This is a genomic window from Gilvibacter sediminis (genome assembly GCF_028561565.1).
GTDB classification, from domain to species: Bacteria; Bacteroidota; Bacteroidia; order Flavobacteriales; family Flavobacteriaceae; genus Gilvibacter; species Gilvibacter sediminis.
The window spans coordinates 317,127-334,370 of the sequence record NZ_JAQQTE010000022.1; the positions used below are offsets into that span (position 1 = coordinate 317,127).

Annotated in this window: 19 protein-coding genes; 7 read left to right on the forward strand and 12 right to left on the reverse strand. The window is 44.0% G+C overall.

Features of this window, described 5'->3' with window-relative positions; genetic code table 11:
- Positions 1 to 53: 53 nt before the first annotated feature.
- Genes POW22_RS13705 through POW22_RS13735 form a run of 7 tightly spaced genes read right to left on the reverse strand, consistent with a single transcriptional unit; the run spans position 54 to position 5,698 of the window.
- Positions 54 to 599 carry a YfiT family bacillithiol transferase gene (locus tag POW22_RS13705; RefSeq protein ID WP_272833325.1) on the reverse strand — a complete coding sequence of 182 codons (546 nt, stop codon included), beginning with the start codon at positions 597 to 599 and terminating at the stop codon, positions 54 to 56.
- Between the two features lie 3 nt (positions 600 to 602).
- A complete protein-coding gene (locus tag POW22_RS13710) occupies positions 603 to 1,898 on the reverse strand; it encodes a cryptochrome/photolyase family protein (RefSeq protein ID WP_272833326.1) in 1,296 nt (431 codons plus the stop codon).
- Between the two features lie 9 nt (positions 1,899 to 1,907).
- Positions 1,908 to 2,696: a class I SAM-dependent methyltransferase gene (locus POW22_RS13715; protein ID WP_272833327.1), complete on the reverse strand. Its 789-nt coding sequence runs from the start codon at positions 2,694 to 2,696 to the stop codon at positions 1,908 to 1,910.
- Positions 2,697 to 2,698: 2 nt separating this feature from the next.
- A complete protein-coding gene (locus POW22_RS13720; RefSeq protein ID WP_272833328.1) occupies positions 2,699 to 3,604 on the reverse strand; it encodes an aldo/keto reductase in 906 nt (301 codons plus the stop codon).
- A 2-nt stretch (positions 3,605 to 3,606) separates the two neighbouring features.
- Positions 3,607 to 4,095 (reverse strand): YdeI/OmpD-associated family protein, encoded by a 489-nt coding sequence (locus POW22_RS13725; protein WP_272833329.1) that lies wholly within the window; start codon positions 4,093 to 4,095, stop codon positions 3,607 to 3,609.
- The gene (locus POW22_RS13730) at positions 4,096 to 5,013 is read right to left on the reverse strand and encodes a septum formation inhibitor Maf (RefSeq protein WP_272833330.1); all 918 of its coding nucleotides are present in this window, start codon (positions 5,011 to 5,013) and stop codon (positions 4,096 to 4,098) included. It lies immediately after the preceding gene.
- A 37-nt stretch (positions 5,014 to 5,050) separates the two neighbouring features.
- On the reverse strand, positions 5,051 to 5,698 hold the full coding sequence (locus tag POW22_RS13735; RefSeq protein ID WP_272833331.1) for an alpha/beta hydrolase: 648 nt from the start codon (positions 5,696 to 5,698) through the stop codon (positions 5,051 to 5,053).
- 46 nt (positions 5,699 to 5,744) lie between these two features.
- Here POW22_RS13735 and POW22_RS13740 point away from each other — a divergent pair, with 46 nt between their 5' ends.
- Genes POW22_RS13740 through menD form a run of 3 tightly spaced genes read left to right on the forward strand, consistent with a single transcriptional unit; the run spans position 5,745 to position 8,939 of the window.
- Complete coding sequence (locus POW22_RS13740; protein WP_272833332.1) at positions 5,745 to 6,173, forward strand: PaaI family thioesterase; 429 nt, start codon at positions 5,745 to 5,747, stop codon at positions 6,171 to 6,173.
- Positions 6,170 to 7,243, forward strand: coding sequence for an isochorismate synthase (locus POW22_RS13745; RefSeq protein WP_272833333.1), 1,074 nt, complete (start codon positions 6,170 to 6,172; stop codon positions 7,241 to 7,243). Before POW22_RS13740 ends, POW22_RS13745 begins: the two co-directional genes overlap by 4 nt.
- Before the next feature lie 4 nt (positions 7,244 to 7,247).
- Entirely contained in the window at positions 7,248 to 8,939 is a 1,692-nt protein-coding gene (menD, locus tag POW22_RS13750; protein WP_272833334.1) for a 2-succinyl-5-enolpyruvyl-6-hydroxy-3-cyclohexene-1-carboxylic-acid synthase, read from the forward strand.
- Here menD and POW22_RS13755 read toward each other — a convergent pair.
- Positions 8,923 to 9,336, reverse strand: a complete 414-nt coding sequence (locus tag POW22_RS13755; RefSeq protein WP_272833335.1) for a hypothetical protein — start codon at positions 9,334 to 9,336, stop codon at positions 8,923 to 8,925. The genes menD and POW22_RS13755 overlap by 17 nt on opposite strands.
- An 88-nt stretch (positions 9,337 to 9,424) precedes the next feature.
- Here POW22_RS13755 and POW22_RS13760 point away from each other — a divergent pair, with 88 nt between their 5' ends.
- A complete protein-coding gene (locus tag POW22_RS13760; protein ID WP_272833336.1) occupies positions 9,425 to 10,252 on the forward strand; it encodes a CvfB family protein in 828 nt (275 codons plus the stop codon).
- On the opposite strand, the gene POW22_RS13765 is transcribed toward POW22_RS13760, so the two are convergent.
- The 3 genes from POW22_RS13765 to POW22_RS13775 all read right to left on the reverse strand — a co-directional run bounded on the left by POW22_RS13765 (position 10,245) and on the right by POW22_RS13775 (position 12,420).
- Positions 10,245 to 10,703, reverse strand: a complete 459-nt coding sequence (locus POW22_RS13765; RefSeq protein WP_272833337.1) for a hypothetical protein — start codon at positions 10,701 to 10,703, stop codon at positions 10,245 to 10,247. The two genes, POW22_RS13760 and POW22_RS13765, sit on opposite strands and share 8 nt — an antisense overlap.
- A 50-nt stretch (positions 10,704 to 10,753) precedes the next feature.
- Complete coding sequence (locus tag POW22_RS13770; protein ID WP_272833338.1) at positions 10,754 to 11,179, reverse strand: hypothetical protein; 426 nt, start codon at positions 11,177 to 11,179, stop codon at positions 10,754 to 10,756.
- Between the two features lie 116 nt (positions 11,180 to 11,295).
- Positions 11,296 to 12,420 carry a C1 family peptidase gene (locus POW22_RS13775; RefSeq protein ID WP_272833339.1) on the reverse strand — a complete coding sequence of 375 codons (1,125 nt, stop codon included), beginning with the start codon at positions 12,418 to 12,420 and terminating at the stop codon, positions 11,296 to 11,298.
- A 63-nt stretch (positions 12,421 to 12,483) separates the two neighbouring features.
- Here POW22_RS13775 and POW22_RS13780 point away from each other — a divergent pair, with 63 nt between their 5' ends.
- From POW22_RS13780 to POW22_RS13790, 3 genes are all read left to right on the forward strand, one after another.
- Positions 12,484 to 13,323 (forward strand): 1,4-dihydroxy-2-naphthoyl-CoA synthase, encoded by an 840-nt coding sequence (locus POW22_RS13780; protein WP_272833340.1) that lies wholly within the window; start codon positions 12,484 to 12,486, stop codon positions 13,321 to 13,323.
- A gap of 250 nt (positions 13,324 to 13,573) precedes the next feature.
- On the forward strand, positions 13,574 to 14,542 hold the full coding sequence (locus POW22_RS13785; protein WP_272833341.1) for a 3-oxoacyl-ACP synthase III family protein: 969 nt from the start codon (positions 13,574 to 13,576) through the stop codon (positions 14,540 to 14,542).
- Positions 14,543 to 14,553: 11 nt separating this feature from the next.
- The gene (locus tag POW22_RS13790; RefSeq protein WP_272833342.1) at positions 14,554 to 15,378 is read left to right on the forward strand and encodes an SDR family oxidoreductase; all 825 of its coding nucleotides are present in this window, start codon (positions 14,554 to 14,556) and stop codon (positions 15,376 to 15,378) included.
- Here POW22_RS13790 and asnB read toward each other — a convergent pair.
- Positions 15,375 to 17,039: an asparagine synthase B gene (gene asnB / locus POW22_RS13795; RefSeq protein ID WP_272833343.1), complete on the reverse strand. Its 1,665-nt coding sequence runs from the start codon at positions 17,037 to 17,039 to the stop codon at positions 15,375 to 15,377. The genes POW22_RS13790 and asnB overlap by 4 nt on opposite strands.
- Positions 17,040 to 17,244 lie beyond the last annotated feature (205 nt).

Here is a 17,244-nt window from a genome sequence, read left to right on the forward strand (position 1 = left end):
ATTTAAAGGTTGGTTTGGTTTTTAGCGTATAAAAGTTACTAATTCTGCGAGGATTACAGATTTGAAAAATCATTTTTATAGGCCAAAGCTTGTTTGATATGTCCTAAGTGATGGCGGCAATGCCAGTCATAATGCCCCAATGCTTCCCCTAGCGGGACCAAGGCTTGCTGATCCGGATGAAAGTAAGGCCGCTCAAAATCCCGAGGGGTCAACTTACTCACACAGGTGAACCAACGCGCGTGGATGCCCTCTAGCATCTTAATACTTGGGGTGAGATCGTTATCCGTCGCGTCCGCAAATTCTGCCCAAAGTGCCTCTTTATAAGGTTTGATCACCGGGTTTTCTTCTGTTAAGGCCAATTTGAAGCGAGTAAGCGCATTCATATGCGAATCTGCGCAATGGTGCACCACTTGTTTGATGTTCCATCCTTCAGGGCGATAGATATAACTCAATTCTGCTGAATTCAAGTCGTCTACCAACTCCTTGAGGAGCCAAGGGAAATCGCGAATGGTAGCGATCCACTCGGCATAATTCATCATATTGATCTTTTCCGGAAGTTGATCCTTTCCGATGGGATATCGAAGTTCGTCTAAAGTCATTCTTTAGGAATTTAAAGCTTCTTTATAAGTGCTAATTGCGCGCTCTCGTGCCATTTTGTGCTCTACCATGGGTTCGGGATAATCATCCGATTGATATTCGGGCACCCAGGTATCGAGATATTCACGTTGCTTGTCAAACTTATCGATCTGGGTGGTGGGGTTAAATACTCTAAAGTAGGGAGCAGCGTCACAGCCTGTTCCCGCAGCCCATTGCCAGTTCCCGTTGTTGCTGGCCAATTCATAATCCAGAAGTTTCTCGGCAAAATAGGCTTCCCCCCAACGCCAATCGATCAGTAAGTGTTTACACAAAAATCCTGCGGTGATCATGCGCACTCTGTTGTGCATATAACCCGTATTGTTGAGTTCTCTCATTCCGGCATCTACCATAGGGTAACCGGTATTGCCCTCACACCACTTTTTAAAATCCTCTTTATTGTTGCGCCAAGGCACAGCATCGTATTTTTCTCTGAAGTTATTATTGACCACTTTGGGGAAATGATAGAGGATCTGCATAAAGAATTCACGCCAAATGAGTTCGCTCAAAAAAGTGCCCTCCTCATCTTTTACTTTCTGTACCAACTTCCGGATCCCAACCGTTCCAAAGCGCAAATGAGGTCCCAAGCGACTCGTCCCGTCTTTTGCTGGGAAGTTTCTGGTGTCTTTGTAATTTGGGACTACATCTAAGTCATATTCCGGAACTTTGATCTCAGATTCTTTAAATCCGAGTTGATCCATGCTTGGAAATTCCTCAGAGGATGCGGCAAATGCTTCAACACCTACCTCAGGATAGGGCTGGTGTTCATTCGGATTAAAGTGTTCCAACCACTTGTTCTTAAAAGGCGTGTACACCACATAGGGGTCACCGTCATCCTTGAGTACTTCTTGCGGTTCAAAGATCACCTGATCTTTGTAACGGTTAAAAACAATATCTTCTGATTTGGCCCATTTTGCAACGCTCTTGTCGCGTTTACGGGCATAAGGTTCGTAATCGCGATTGGTGTGAATGGCCGCAATCTTATATTGTTTAGCCAATTCTTTAAGGACCTCCAAAGGTTTTCCTTTACGAATACAAAAGCCAGCATTTCCTTCTTTTAAAGTTTGCTGCATTTTAGACAGGCTGTCATAAATAAAATTAACCCGCGCATCATCTGCTGGCAATTCATCCAGTATATTCTCATCGAAAATAAATAGCGGGAGGATCTTGTATTCCCCATCGGCAGCTGCATAAAGCCCAGCATTGTCATGAAGTCTCAGGTCTCTTCGAAACCAAAATACTGCAATTTCTTCGTTCTCTTTCATAGCGTAATCTTATTGCTTGGTGCACTTTAAGGCATACACCAATGGAATTTTATTATCAAAGGGTTTGAGTTGAAACTTTTCAGGGGCAACTTCCACCGTGTGGGCAAAACAATCGTAAGGCGAATAGTCAAATTCTTGAAAAACCGCAAGGCTAAGCTTTTGGTCCAAGAGGGCAGTCAGTACTTCACTCAAAGGGTGGTTCCAAGTCACATAATCTGCTTCAAAATCGTGATCGGTGTCGGTATAACTTCCCGATGAGGTCTCTTTAATAGGACCGTCATTGAAGTAATTGTAGATCACGCCTTTAAAATCGTCATCGTACATCCATACCACAGGATGAAACTCCGCCATAATAAATTCACCACCAGGTTTTAAAAATCTATTGACAACACTTGCCCAGCGATCCAAGTTTGGAAGCCAGCCAATGGTGCCGTAGCTAGTAAAGACAATATCATACTGCTTATTCAAATGCTCGGGTAGTTCATAAAGATCACAACAAATAAATTCGGCATCTAAACCCAAAGAGCTGTTGAGCTCTCGTGCCTTGTCAATAGCAGCGTCTGAGAGGTCTACGCCAGTTACTTTAGCACCCATGCGCGCCAAGGAAAGACTGTCTTGTCCAAAGTGACATTGTAAATGCAAAATTGACTTTGATTTTACCTCACCAAGCAGCTCTAATTCTATGCTGTTTAATGAATTCTTCCCTTTTAAGAATCCGGGAAGGTCGTAAAACTCCGAGGTGACATGAGCCGCCGTGCGCGTGTTCCAACTGGCTTTATTTATTGCTTTGTAATCCATCTTTAAGCGACTTCATGGCCTAATTTTGCCTCGTAAATTCTAAACCAGTGCTCGTCGCTTAGATTAATTTCTTGGGCACGGACGGCAGCTTTTAAACGTTCAATTTTTCCACTTCCAACTATAGGCATGATCCCAACAGGATGCTTAAGCAGCCAGGCGTACATGATCGTGGCAATGTCTGTATTGAGTTCTCCTGCAATGTTGTGGATCACTTCGAGCAAGGGCACACGGTCCTTGTTGGCAGCGGAGAAGAGTTTCCCTCCTGCCAAAGGCGACCACGCCATAGGATGCATGCGCTTTTCCAGCAGATAATCAATATTGCCGTTGTCAAAATGTTCTAAACAGTTCACAGAGATCTCAATTTGATTGGTGATCAAATCTTGGTCCAAGTAAGACTGTAAGGTTTGCGTTTGTTGCGGGGTGAAGTTAGACACTCCAAAGTAGCGAACCTTTCCGCTTTGCTTTAAATGATCAAAGGCACGAGCAACTTCACCCGGATCATAGAGTGGCGAAGGCCTGTGCAAAAGCAAAACGTCCAAATAATCTGTTTGCAAGTTTTTCAAGGATTGCTCCGTGCTACCCACAATGTGATCATAGCTCAGGTCATAAGATTTCACAGAGCGCTCCGGATATTTTTCAGAAAGCAATTTGATGCCACATTTGCTGACCAGTTCCAATTGGCTTCTTAAGCTTGATTTGTTCGCCAAGGCCTTGCCAAAAAGGGTTTCACACTCGTAGTCTCCATAAATATCAGCGTGGTCAATGGTAGTTATTCCCAGGTCCAATCCTTGTTGGAGCAAATTCAAAATTTCGTCTTGAGAATACTCCCAATCTTTCAAGCGCCAATAGCCGTGAATGAAGGTGGAGAAGCTGAGGTCTTTAGTGAGTTGTTTTCTGCCGGATTGCATACTTAGAATTTAATGGTTCTTATGTTCGTAACGCCTTGTTTTAAAAGGTCAGCGATCTTTAAGGCGCGATCGATCTGTTTGTCTGTATTGTTTACTGCGGCCACTGTTGCTAAAATGCTTCGTTGCCCGCCAGGAGTGAGTTTTTCAAAGATGGCTTCTGCCTCCGGGTCTGTCCGGATCACCTCTGCAAAGGTCTCAGGTACTTCAAATTGGTACTTGGTATCGTCTATTTTTACCGTGGCCTGTACTTCGCTGCCCAATTCCAGATCAAGGGCCTTCATATGCTTTTTGCTCAGCATGATAAAATGTCCAAAGGCTTTTCTAAAAAGTATGGCCGCGTGCACTTTATAATCTTTACTCAGGTGAACAATTACGCGTTTGTTTCCGCCTTCCTTTAAAGCGTCAATATGCGCCTCAGGCAAGGGCAGGTAGCAAGACCAGCCTTTCCCTTGCTGTTTAACGGTGGTTGTATAGGAATAGCTTGCTGCCAATTATTTCAATCCTAAGGTGTCTCTTAAAACACTGTCGCTATTGCTATTTCTGCGCCAGTAATCAGAACGAATGCTCTTGATCAAGGTTCCAGTAGTAGTGATCGTATCACTGCTGCCAAAGCCTTTGGGGTGACTTTCTTCCCAGCCTAAAATTTTATGTGGAAAAGCGGTTTGAAAATCAATTTTAATGGTGCGCTTTAGTTCAGGGTACTTTAGGGTATAACTGCTGATACTATCTGCGCTGCTTAACTCCGCTACGGCCTTATACGCCTGCGCTTTTACATGTTTTAATCTCAGATAGAAAAAGCTCGGGATCATTTCTAGATCTCCTTGCGGTAAATTATCGTTTTGTAGTCGAATCATAGACCAGAGGTCATCTTCTAACAAGGACTTGCTCAAACGCAATCCTTCTTGGCCCTCTCCTTGAAAGTAGGAGTTAATGTCTATCTCAAACTGATCTGTATTTTTGAGCTCCATATAAACATGACCGCACCATTCTTGTACAGAAGTGGCGATCTTTAAACTGTGCTGTCCATCCTCAAAAGGGAAGAAGCTAGAATTGATCATGGAATAAGGATAGATCCCAGTATTGAAATTCTTGGTGAAATTCAGTTTAAGCACCGACGGATCTGCCGCTGTGGGATTATCTGCCTTAGTGAAGCTGCTTTTCGAGAAAGGCTCGGTCACAAAGATCATTGCCGCTTGGCCTTCTCTCAATTCTCCGTAACGCGCTTGAGAAAGGGCATAACTAGAAATTTCTGCCGTTCCGTTGAACCAGTAATCCTTGTGTTGTTGCGAAGGGGTGTATTTGAAATCGTTCGCTGAGGATTCCTGCGGACTTACTGCTCCGATCTCCGTTGTTTCTTTACAACTGATCACTGTCAGCATTAAAAAAAGAATAGTGAATAAGTTTCTCATCGCTAAATGCCTTTAGGTCTGAGGTGCTTTTCTGGTCTTAGATCCTTCCTTTTTCTGCCAATTCGTTAAGCATTTTGGTGTGCACCTCGTGTATTCCTTCAAAGGTACGAATGCATAAGCGGTTGTCAAAGAGAGATTCGCCTCTTTCCTTTTGATCTTTTAGTTTTTCTGGAGTGATGTATTGATCTTTATCGCCATAGATATAATAGACAGGAGTTGCCGGATCTAAATAGTCAAAATCAGCTTTGGTCAATTCTACAGGAATGCCACCTGAATGCAAAACCAGCATTTTGGGTTGAATCTTTCTGCTAGCCATCCAACGGCAAACTACAGATACACCTTGAGAATAACCCATCAGAATCAATTTAGAAAGGTCCAAGGATTCTGCCTCAAAGACCGCATCTATATAGTTGAGCACGTTTTGAGTTTCTGCAGCAGTGTCCTCCCGAGTGAGCCAACTTGCCCCTACGTGTTTAAAATCAGGGCCTTGATAGTATTTGCTCGGCGCTTGCGGTGCAACAATATAATTGGACAGTGGATCCATGGCTTTGAAATACTTCAAAAAGTATCGGCTCAAATAGCCCATTCCGTGAAAGGCAAACCATAGATTTTGATCAGTCCCCTGGCGTTCGTTTAGGGTTTCATAGCTGTTTGAGTTTTGATAAATAACCCGTTTTGTAGTCATAAATGCTGCGGCCTAATTTTGTATATTTACAAAGTAAACGATTCAAATGGAGTATACCAAAGAAGAACTTTTAGCGCGTTGCAATCAGATGTGCAAAAACACACTAATGGAAACGCTCAATATTGAATTTGTTGACTTTAATGATCATTCTATCACTGCAAAAATGCCCGTGAACTCTAGAGTCCATCAACCCGATGGCGTGCTTCACGGAGGCGCTTCGGTGGCACTGGCAGAAAGTGTAGGGAGCGCAGCGGCCTTTATCTTTCTCGGAAAGAAAGATGTACAGGTCAGGGGAATTGAAATTGCAGCCAATCACGTAAAATCCATTCGGGAAGGAGCGGTTTTCGCCAAGGCGGAGATCATGCACAAGGGAAGAACCACACAACTTTGGCAGATCCGAATTACCGATGAACAAAATAACTTAATCTCACTCGTAAAACTAACAACACTAACGCTCTATAAGGAACAACCATGACACTCTTAGATTTTACTCCCCAAGTTGAATCGCATTTTAAAAACAACCTTCCTTTTGTAATTTATAACGAACCCAACAGCCTCAATGTCCATGCTTTATTGCAGCATAGTGACAAGCAACATCTGGTCAAAAATCTCACGCGAACCGGTTTTGTGTTTATGCCTTATTCCAGTAAGAATCGGGCTATTTTGATTCCCGATGAGCATGCTGATGCCTTAACTGTAGCTTTGGATGCCGATTATTTTCGCGATCTGGACCCTCGGGTTGCTGCAACGGATGTGCCTATTGTTGGGGTCAATTACGAGCAGATGCTGAGTGAGGCTATTGAGCAGATCAGCAAAGGAAACCTGCTTAAAGTGGTTTGCAGTAGAAAAGACGTAGTGCCGGGTAGTTTTGACCCGATAGCACTTTTTCTAGCTACCTTAAAACATTATAAAGATGCCTTTGTGTATGCCTTTTATCACCCTAAAGTTGGATTTTGGATCGGAGCAACTCCAGAGACCTTCATCAAGGTAGATGGAACCACTTTTAAAACGATGGCCTTGGCTGGCACCCAAAAAGTATATCCCGATGTAAAGCCGCAGTGGACACCTAAAGAGGTCAATGAACAGAGTTTTGTCACTAAGGCCATAACCGAAAGCCTAGAGTCCTTAGCCAAGGTTATTGTTGTCTCTAAAACCTACAACAAACAAGCCGGGACCTTATGGCACATCTGCAATGATATTTCGGGAACCCTAAAGAACAAAAAAGAAATGCTACATCGCGTTTTGGAAGCTTTGCATCCAACTCCTGCAGTTTGTGGTTTGCCGCGTACAAAGGCCAAGAATTTCATCAGCAAACACGAAAATTACGATCGTGAGTACTATACCGGTTATTTAGGTAGGGTAACTGCTGGTTTAAATACACAACTATACGTAAATTTGCGTTGTATGAAAATTACGGACAAAGCGGCCGAGATTTTTGTCGGTGGAGGTGTTACAGAGGGCTCTAACATTTTTGATGAATGGGTAGAGACCGTCAACAAAGCCGAAACCATGAAGCAAATTTTGCGCTTGCCGGTTCCGTCATAGCACAATGGCCCAAAACCTAGAAGAGAAGACATATTCCAGTATACCTTTAGCGCAACTTGCTGTTGCTGCTTGCAAGGCACATGGAATCTCTCGGGTAATTATTTCTCCGGGTTCCAGAAACGCTCCCCTTACTTTAGGTTTTACCAATGACCCGTATTTTGCTTGCTATTCTATAGTAGATGAACGCGTAGCGGCATTCTTTGGTCTGGGAATGAGTCAGTTCGATGGAGTGCCGACAGTCTTGATCTGTACTTCTGGCTCTGCGGTCTTAAATTATTTCCCTGCTATAGCCGAAGCCTATTACAGCAGGATCCCCTTGGTAGTGCTTTCTGCGGATCGTCCCGCACACAAGATCGATATCGGAGATGGTCAGACCATTAAGCAGCAGGGTGTTTTTGGAGATCACGTGAGCTTTTCGGCCCAGTGTATTGAGGACTGCGGAGCAGATTCTGTCAATCATCAATATTTTCAGCGGGCGCTGAATACTGCTATTAAGCAGAAGCGCCCAGTGCATCTCAACCTACCCTTTGAAGAACCCTTGTATCAATTGGTGGATGGTCCTTCAGTTCACTACATGGCAGAGACCCTAGTAGAGGAGAAAGCAGCTTTTGAACTACCTCTTGACTTTTTGGAGGATTTTGATCGCGCAAAACGAATCATGGTCATTGCCGGTGTAATGCCTCCAGGTGCGGTAGAAACGCAAGCGCTCGACAAACTGCTCAATGATCCTCGAGTTTTGATGCTCACAGAGACGACCTCTAATTTGCATCACTCCAAACTTGTCAGTGGTATTGATCAATTGATAGCAGCTTTAGATCCTGAGGAGTTAGCCGCTTTAAAGCCTGATCTTTTGATCTCCTTTGGCGGCATGGTGGTATCCAAGAAGATCAAAGCCTTTTTGAGGGGTCATGCACCCAAATGGCATTGGCACATAGATCCTTTAGAAGCCAATGACACTTACTTTGCCTTAAAGGGGCATTTAGAGACAACCGTTACAGATTTCTTAGAGCGATTGCCAGAATCTAAATGGAAGCAGGAAGCTTCTTATCAAAAGGATTGGTTGCAGTTGCGTGATGCTTTTAGAAAGAACCACCACCGCTATTTAGCAGCCATTCCCTTTTCTGACCTCAAAGCTTACGGTGTCGTTTTTGATGCACTGCCTGCGGGAATTACAATACAGGTTGCCAACAGTGCTGCCATACGCTATGCACAGTTGTTTGAATTGCCCGAAAGTGTTGCGGTTTATTGCAACAGAGGTACTAGTGGTATAGACGGTTCTACCAGTACGGCCTTGGGACATGCTGTGGTTTGTGATGATCCGGTGCTATTTGTAACAGGAGATCTGAGTTTCTTCTATGACAGCAACGCCCTTTGGAACAATCACACTCCGGCTAACTTTAGAATCATTTTGATCAATAATTCGGGCGGCGGAATCTTTAGAATCCTACCTGGAGACAAATCAAAAGACAATTTTACCACCTATTTTGAGACGGTGCACGGGCTCAATGCTTCCTCTTTAGCAGAAATGTACGGATGGGATTACAGCAGTGTAACTTCATTTTCCGATCTACATCAGCATTTGGAGGAATCTTTTTGGCAAGGTGATAAACCAGCAATATTAGAGGTCTTCACGCCTAGAGAAGAAAACGATCAGCTTCTTTTGGACTATTTCAAAGCGGTTAAGCAGGGTCTATAATAGACTTACTCCATTCATTAGCACTTTTAATATCGTCAAAAACAGCGAAGGCTTTAGTGAAGAATTTTGATTCCAACATGGCATTTGCCGCGCTCACAGAGTCCTTGGCAACAATAGCGATTCCCTTTAGGTTGGGTACGCGTTCTAGATATTTATAGTCGTTGGGCTGCACGGAATAACTGTTGATCCTGTTGGAGATCATAGTAAAAGGCTTAGGGCCAATATATTTCAGACACTCCATGAGCAATTGAATACCCGTGACGTAAGAGATGTTCACGCCCTCGTTAAATTCAGTAATGACTATTTGATCATAGAAATAGATATTCCCTAGTGCGGAATACTGCACATGTCTCGGCGATCTGCCGTCATCAAAATGGGTGTGGGGAGTGAGGTTCATAAGGAAGGCCTAAAATACTCAAACCCGCCCACCCTCACAAATTAAAAACAGTTGTTTTTAGCATCACTCTAAGTTGTACATTTGCCGCATGGAATTGGGTCAATACAATACACTTACCATCTTAAGGGAGACAGATCCTGGACTTTACTTAGGAGATACCGAAGAAAATGAGGTTTTACTTCCCCACAAATACAAACCCCAGCAATACGCCATTGGTGACGCTATAGAGGTTTTTGTTTACCGGGATAATGAAGCGCGACTGATCGCTACAACCTTAATACCCAAAGCAGTTGTGGGTGAATTTGCTTATTTGCGCTGTTCTCAGCAAACCCCTCACGGTGCTTTTATGGAATGGGGAATTGAGAAGGACTTATTTGTGCCTTTTAAAGAACAAGCCCGAAAAATGACCCCGGGAAGTTGGTATACCGTGTACATCTACATAGATCCTAAGACAGAGCGCTTGGTAGGTTCATCTAAAACTAAGAAATACCTCTCCAACGATAACATCACCTTGAAGAAATACGACAAGGTGGATATTTTGATCACCCACATTACCGAGCGCGGCGCAAACGCTATTGTAAACGGTCAGCATGATGGATTGATTTACATTGAGAATATCTTTGAGGATATCAGAAGCGGGGACAGATTGCCTGCTTACGTTAAAAAGATACGCCCGGACAACAAGATAGATCTACTACTACAGCAAGAAGGCTATCGCAGCATTGAACCCAATGCAGAATTCCTCCTGGAAGAACTAGAGATGGCTGGCGGCTTTTTAGGGGTCACGGATAAAAGTGATCCGGATACCATCAAAGAATTGCTCGGAATGAGCAAAAAGAGTTTTAAAAAGGCTTTAGGATCCTTGTATAAGGCCAGAAAGGTAAAGATAGAAGACGACGGAATCAGTCTTATCTAAAAAAACGATTCCCACTGTAGGGTGAGCAACGCCAGCAAAAACCTCTTGTTGTTAGCGGGTCAAAGAATTGCAAACCGCGCATTTCTGTGTAAACCGTATTGGTCACCTTAGACTGTTTGTCATTGGCGTAAGGGCTTTGCACGGTAAACCCTAAGGATTTTACCCGAATCGGTCTAATAGACATAGCGCGTACCCGGTCTTGATTGGTTTTATTAATTGCTGCCGACATGTCCACAGGCTCCCAAAAAGAACCTGCCTCTGTGTTGAAACTGATCGGGGTTAATGGATACGACCCGATGTAGACAAAGTTGTACTCCTCAGAAAATATATCCGGTTCATCCTCCAAAACAAAAGCGCCAAAATCAATAGTGAAAGTGTCTGGCTCTTGCGCCCAAATAGACACCGACCCGATCATCAGCAGTAACAGGATATAAATTCTTGGCCTTCTCATAGCTGTAGCTAAAATAGCAAAAATCGCACCAAAAATATACTAGTAGTATGTTAACGCTTGTATTTGGAAATGCGATGCTGAGGCAATAAAAGCGCATCTAGAGCCTGAATCAATTGCTCGTGTGCAACGATGGGGATGGGGGCGAAAAGCGACTCAAGTTCTAGATGACTTTTGCTTGGACTTTCATAAAACACAACGTGATAGGACTGCATGGCCGGAAAGAGTTCTAAAAACCATTTGAGATCAACGGGATTGATGCTGTAATCGTGTATGCGATTGGAAATATAATGGAACGGCTTATCCTCAGGATAGAAATTGGAGATCGCAAATATGATGCTGTAGGCTGCATCTCGGTCATAAACTGAGGCTTCATGCATCTGCGAGATCACAAAATCATCAAAAAAGAACAGATCGGTGCATTCTAAATTGACTTCTTTCTTGCAAAATTTATAGATAACTGAACGTTCAACTCTCATCCCCTAGAATTTTTGTACAAAGCTAGGGGTGGTATATGAGAAGCGATTCAAATCACTCTTCTGAAAATCAGTGTTTTAGACAAACGGACAATAAACTCGATAAACGACCCTAAGCCTTAGAGATTCAGTTTCTTAGCTGTGTTTTTTGGCACTGCATCCTTATGTACCATAATGCTGATGCTCTTCAGGCGCATATAAGCCTCGGAGAAATAAACGTAACCGCCAAAGGCAGTTCGGTCTTCTGCCGTGCCCCAGCTGTTCTTTACCTTGTAGTAGCGATTGCCCTGCTGATCTTTAACGATACCAGTAATATGCATCAAGTGATCGTCTGTAGTACTAAAGCTTTCAAAACGCTCTTGACGTAAATCTTGATCTACCGTGAGTTCTGGATAGATCGCAGTCCAGGCCTTTGGAGTGAGACTCGCATCTTCAGGAACTACAGCCACTCCATTTTTAGAAGAGAATCCGCGCTCGCTGACATCACAGTCCAGCTCTACGGTGTAACCATTTTCTAAGGCATTATCAATGGTTTGCATCAGCTCGTCCAAGGAGACATTGTAAAAACTCCCGTTAGAGAAATTATCTGGAATGTCTAATATACTTTGAGCGTACATCGGCATGTGGGAGAAAGAAGTAATGCTGACATAAGCATCCGGATCCAAGCCCGTCATTTTTAAAAAGGACTGCGGCGTATAGCTCTTCCCCTCGTATTTGAACTGCTCTGGAATGCTCCCTAAATACACATCCAAAACGCCCGCAACAGCCATTTGCCAATTGGCACTCAAATTGCGCCCTGGATTTTCAATATAGGTGTTGAGCATGGATTTGATCACAGCCACCATTTCTGCATGGTTGTGCCTGTCAGCTCCTGCTTCCAAACCAGTATAGACGCTATTGGGTACCAAACCGTAATCACGCACCGAGTTGATCACATCATGGGCTAATCCACCCTCACTGAATTGTGCCTTTCCTTGGCGCATCATGTAATTCCACGCCTTTTTAGGATAGGTCATTCGCACATTATACATCTCAGATAGATCGATCTGTTGTCCTGAGATCCGCATGATCTCAGACTCTAAAAAAGAAGAGGTTGAAAAGCTCCAGCAAGTTCCCGTTACGCCTTGGCTAATTACAGGTGTTGCTTCAAGATCAATTAGGGTTGTGAATTGATAGGGTTCCTGTGCTTGGTTGGTAAAAACAAAGGAGAATAAGAGTGTCAGAGTGGTGACAATACGACGCATAACTGGATGAGTTTAAGAGTGGCTCAGCTAAAAAAGCCTTATTTTTACACGAAAATAGTGAATATGTCTCAAGCAAATTGGATCACCGCCAAAACCTATACCGATATCACCTATAAAAAGTGTGATGGAGTGGCGCGTATTGCCTTCAACAGACCGGAAGTGCGCAACGCGTTCCGCCCAAAGACGACCAGCGAATTACTCGATGCCTTTCACGATGCCCAAGAAGACACCTCGATAGGTGTGGTGCTTTTAAGCGCTGAGGGGCCTTCACCCAAGGATGGTGTTTACAGTTTTTGTAGTGGAGGAGATCAAAAGGCGCGAGGCCATCAGGGATACGTTGGTGAAGACGGATACCACCGCTTGAATATCTTGGAAGTTCAGCGCTTGATCCGTTTTATGCCTAAGGCTGTCATAGCTGTGGTACCTGGATGGGCCGTAGGGGGTGGACACAGTCTGCACGTAGTTTGTGATATGACCTTGGCCAGTAAAGAGCATGCTATTTTTAAACAGACCGACGCTGATGTGACCAGTTTTGACGGCGGATATGGATCGGCCTACCTCGCTAAGATGGTTGGGCAGAAAAAGGCTAGAGAGATTTTCTTCTTGGGTCGAAATTACTCTGCCGATGAGGCTTTTCAGATGGGAATGGTCAATGCTGTTGTCCCGCATGATGAATTAGAGGACACGGCCTTTGAGTGGGCTCAAGAGGTATTGGCTAAGTCTCCAACCTCTATCAAGATGCTCAAGTTCGCCATGAACCTGACCGATGATGGTATGGTAGGCCAGCAAGTATTTGCGGGTGAAGCTACACGCTTAGCCTATATGACCGATGAAGCCAAAGAAGGAAGGGATGCCTTTTTAGAGAAGCGCAAACCCAACTTTGACAAAAAATGGCTCCCATAATTCAACTAAGGGCATTTCAATCGCTTTTTTAACGCTTTTATTGCGAATATCATATCTACTAAAACGATTTCGTTGCGAATATCGCATTGAAAAATATGCAGTATTTGGTGCTTATTGCGGTTTTAAATTATGGAATCCGCAGGCACAGCACAATCTGTTGCAAGATTGATAATCCTTTTCAACTTATTCCTTTTTGCCCTTGTTGGCCTGTCTAAATTGTCCATTTTTAGAGCTTAAATTTTTTTGAAAAATGCGAGCATACATCAAGGGAACAGGTTCTTATACCCCAGACAAGGTAGTCCCCAACAGTTTTTTTGAAGCCGTTGGATCATCAGATGAGTGGATCCACAACCGATTAGGAATAAAAGAGCGACGCGTAGTGACCGATCAAACCACCAGCGATCTTGCTGCAGAAGCAGCAAAACGCGCTTTGGCAGATGCTGAGCTCTCGCCAAGCGATATTCAACTCATAGTGGTTGCAACCGCAACTCCAGATAGGCCAGCGCCTTCATGCGCTTGTTTTGTGCAAGAAAAGCTCGGAGCCTTTAATGCAGTGGCTTTTGATATCTCTGCAGTTTGTTCTGGAGCTCTGTTTGCCTTGGCCACAGGAGCGCAATACATCAGCTCAGGCATGTTCAAAAGAGTTATGGTCATCGGGGCCGATACCTTCTCCAACATTACTGATTGGAATCGTAGAGATTCGGTTTTCTTTGGCGATGGAGCAGGGGCTATTGTATTAGAGGCAACGGAGGAAGACAAAGGTTTTGTTGACTTTTTGTTGCATACGGACGGTCGCGGAAAAGATGGTTTCACCGTTTATGCTGGAGGATCAGAGCAACCTGCATCCGAAGAAACACTCAGTAATGGCGGACATTATTTTACCATGGATGGTAAAGCTGTCTATGAGACCGCTACGGCTGTGGTACCCAAAAGCATCAATGCTTTACTTGAGCGCAACACCACCAGCGTTGATCAGCTAAAGTTTATGCTTCCACATCAACCGAGCATTGGTATTCTCAAAACCATTGCAGAAAAAATTGGTTTGCCTTTTGAAAAGGTAAAAACCAATATGGACAAATATGCCAATACCTCGGGTGGAACCATCCCCATCGTATTGGATGAAACTTTGAAAAACGAACCTCCAACTCCGGGTGATCTGTTGTTGTTTGCAGCAGTAGGTGCCGGATGGACATGGGGGACAGCCTTATATAAATGGTAAATCAAACAGCTATGTTAGCAGGTAAGACATTTTTGATCACAGGAATAGCAGATGAACAATCTTTGGCCATGTATACAGCCAAAGAGATCATTAAAATGGGTGGACAGGTAGTCTGTACTGCCTTAGGAGTAAGTAGTCATCACGGTGACTTGTCAGACAGAGCAAAAGCCTATTTGAACAAGAACTTTGAAGATTTTCAGCAAGCTGTAGAAAGCGCTTTGGGAAAGGACGTTAAGACAGCGGTGCTTGATGTAACCTTAGAGGAGAACGTGGCCGATTTTGCCAAAGGATTAAAAGAAGAAGGAATTGAATTAGACGGTCTTTTACACGCTATTGCCATGGATAAGACCATTAGGAACAAGCAAGTGAAGCCCTTATTGGAGGTTACGCGTGATGAGTTCTGTGACACCTTAGATGTTTCTGCCTATTCTTTAATTCGATTGACACATCACTTGCTGCATGCTGAGGTCTTGCAGCGCGGAGCTTCCATTTGCTCGATCAGCTATATCGCAGCAGAAAAGGTAACTTTCCATCCATACAGAAACATGAGTATCGCTAAAGCTGCTTTGGAACGTATTACTGTAGAATTGGCCGACGAGCTAGGGCGCAGTCATGCCATGCGCGTGAATGCCGTTCGATTCTCCCCTTATATGGGAAGTAAAGCGGGAACGGCAACATTAATGCCAGAAGACGTGACCACCTCAGATAAAATGAGTCCCCTAGGGAATGCTACCCCAGAGGACTTGGCTAAAGAGATTGTTCATCTGTTTCGTCCAGATGTCCGCATCACGGGTGAGATCAGACATGTGGATGGCGGTTATCACGTGACGGGCTAGTAGGCCTGTTCGTGTACATTGGCTACCGCGCGACCGCTCGGGTCGTTCTGGTTTTTAAAACTTTCATCCCATTCTAAGGCTACTGGTGAGCTACAAGCTACTGACGGCACAGAAGGAACGCTCCATGCGGCAGTTTCGCTAGGGAAGTGCTCTTCAAAAATGCTGCGGTAGTAAAACTCTTCTTTAGAAGTTGGTGGTTGCACCGGAAATCTAAAGTGGGCATTGGCCAATTGTTCATCGCTGACCAATTCTTCTACTTGTGCTTTAAGCGTGTCGATCCAATTGTAGCCTACACCATCACTGAATTGTTCTTTTTGTCTCCAAGCTACTTCTTCCGGTAACATATCTTCAAAGGCCTTGCGCAAGATCCATTTTTCAATTCGGCCTTCTTTGATCATTTTGTCTTCTGGGTTGAGGCGCATAGCCACATCCATGAATTCTTTATCCAAGAAAGGCACACGCCCTTCAATGCCCCAAGCCGCTAAGGACTTGTTGGCTCTTAAGCAATCGTATTGGTGCAAGGTGCTCAGCTTGCGAACAGTCTCTTTGTGGAATTCTTCAGCGCTAGGCGCTTTGTGGAAGTACAAATAACCGCCAAAGATCTCGTCACTACCTTCTCCAGATAGCACCATTTTGATTCCCATAGCTTTGATAGCTCGAGCCATCAGATACATAGGGGTAGAGGCACGCACTGTAGTAATATCATAGGTTTCCAAATGATAAATTACGTCGCGAATAGCATCGAGTCCTTCTTGAATGGTAAATTTTACCTCGTGATGCACCGTGTCTAAATGATCGGCAACTTTTTGGGCTGCAGCCAGGTCTGGTGAGCCTTCTAAACCAATAGCAAAGGAGTGCAGCTGCGGCCACCAAGCCGATTCCTTATCTCCAGATTCAATCCTTTTGTCTGCGTAACGCTTCGCTAGAGCAGAAGTGACAGAAGAATCCAATCCGCCAGAAAGTAATACTCCATAAGGCACATCAGACATCAATTGACGCTTGACTGCTGCATCTAATGCTTCACGAAGTTCCTCAACACTACTTTCGTTGTCCTTCACAGCTTCATAATCCATCCAGTCTCTGCTGTACCATTTTTTGAGCTCCTCATCTTTACTGTAGAGGTAATGCCCCGGAGGAAACAACTCGATCTTGGTGCAGACGCCTTCCAGTGCTTTAAGTTCTGAGGCCACATAAAAAGTACCGTCCTTATCCCAGCCCATATACAAAGGGATTATTCCCATATGGTCTCTGGCAATCAGATAGGCGTCCTGCTCCACGTCATACAACGCAAAACCAAACATACCGTTCAGATCATCAATGAAATCGGCTCCTTTTTCCTTATACAATGCCAAAATCACTTCACAGTCTGATTTAGTCTGAAAATTATAGCTGCCTTCAAATTGTTTGCGCCAATATTGATGATTGTAAATCTCTCCATTTGCAGCCAATACTAAATTCCCATCCTCACTAAAAAGCGGTTGTTTTCCAGAAGTAGGATCAACGATCGCCAAACGCTCATGCGCCAAGATCGCTTTGGGGTGATCAAAGATTCCGCTCCAATCGGGTCCGCGATGCCTGAGGCATTTAGCCATGGTTAATAATTGAGGTCGCAACTGCTGAGCAGGCTGCTTAAGGTCAAAGGCGCATACAATTCCACACATAATTTTGTTGTTTAGTTTAAATCAAAAAAAAAGCCCGTCAAGTACAAAAACCTGACGGGCAATATCTTAGCGACAAGTTTCTGCTAGGGCATCCTGTTATTATTATTGTTATTGAAATTGAAAGTAGCCATATTGTCTAACTTAACTTGTCTGTTGTTATCTGGTGTAAATGTTCGAATTATTTTTTTAATATCAAAATCCGAAT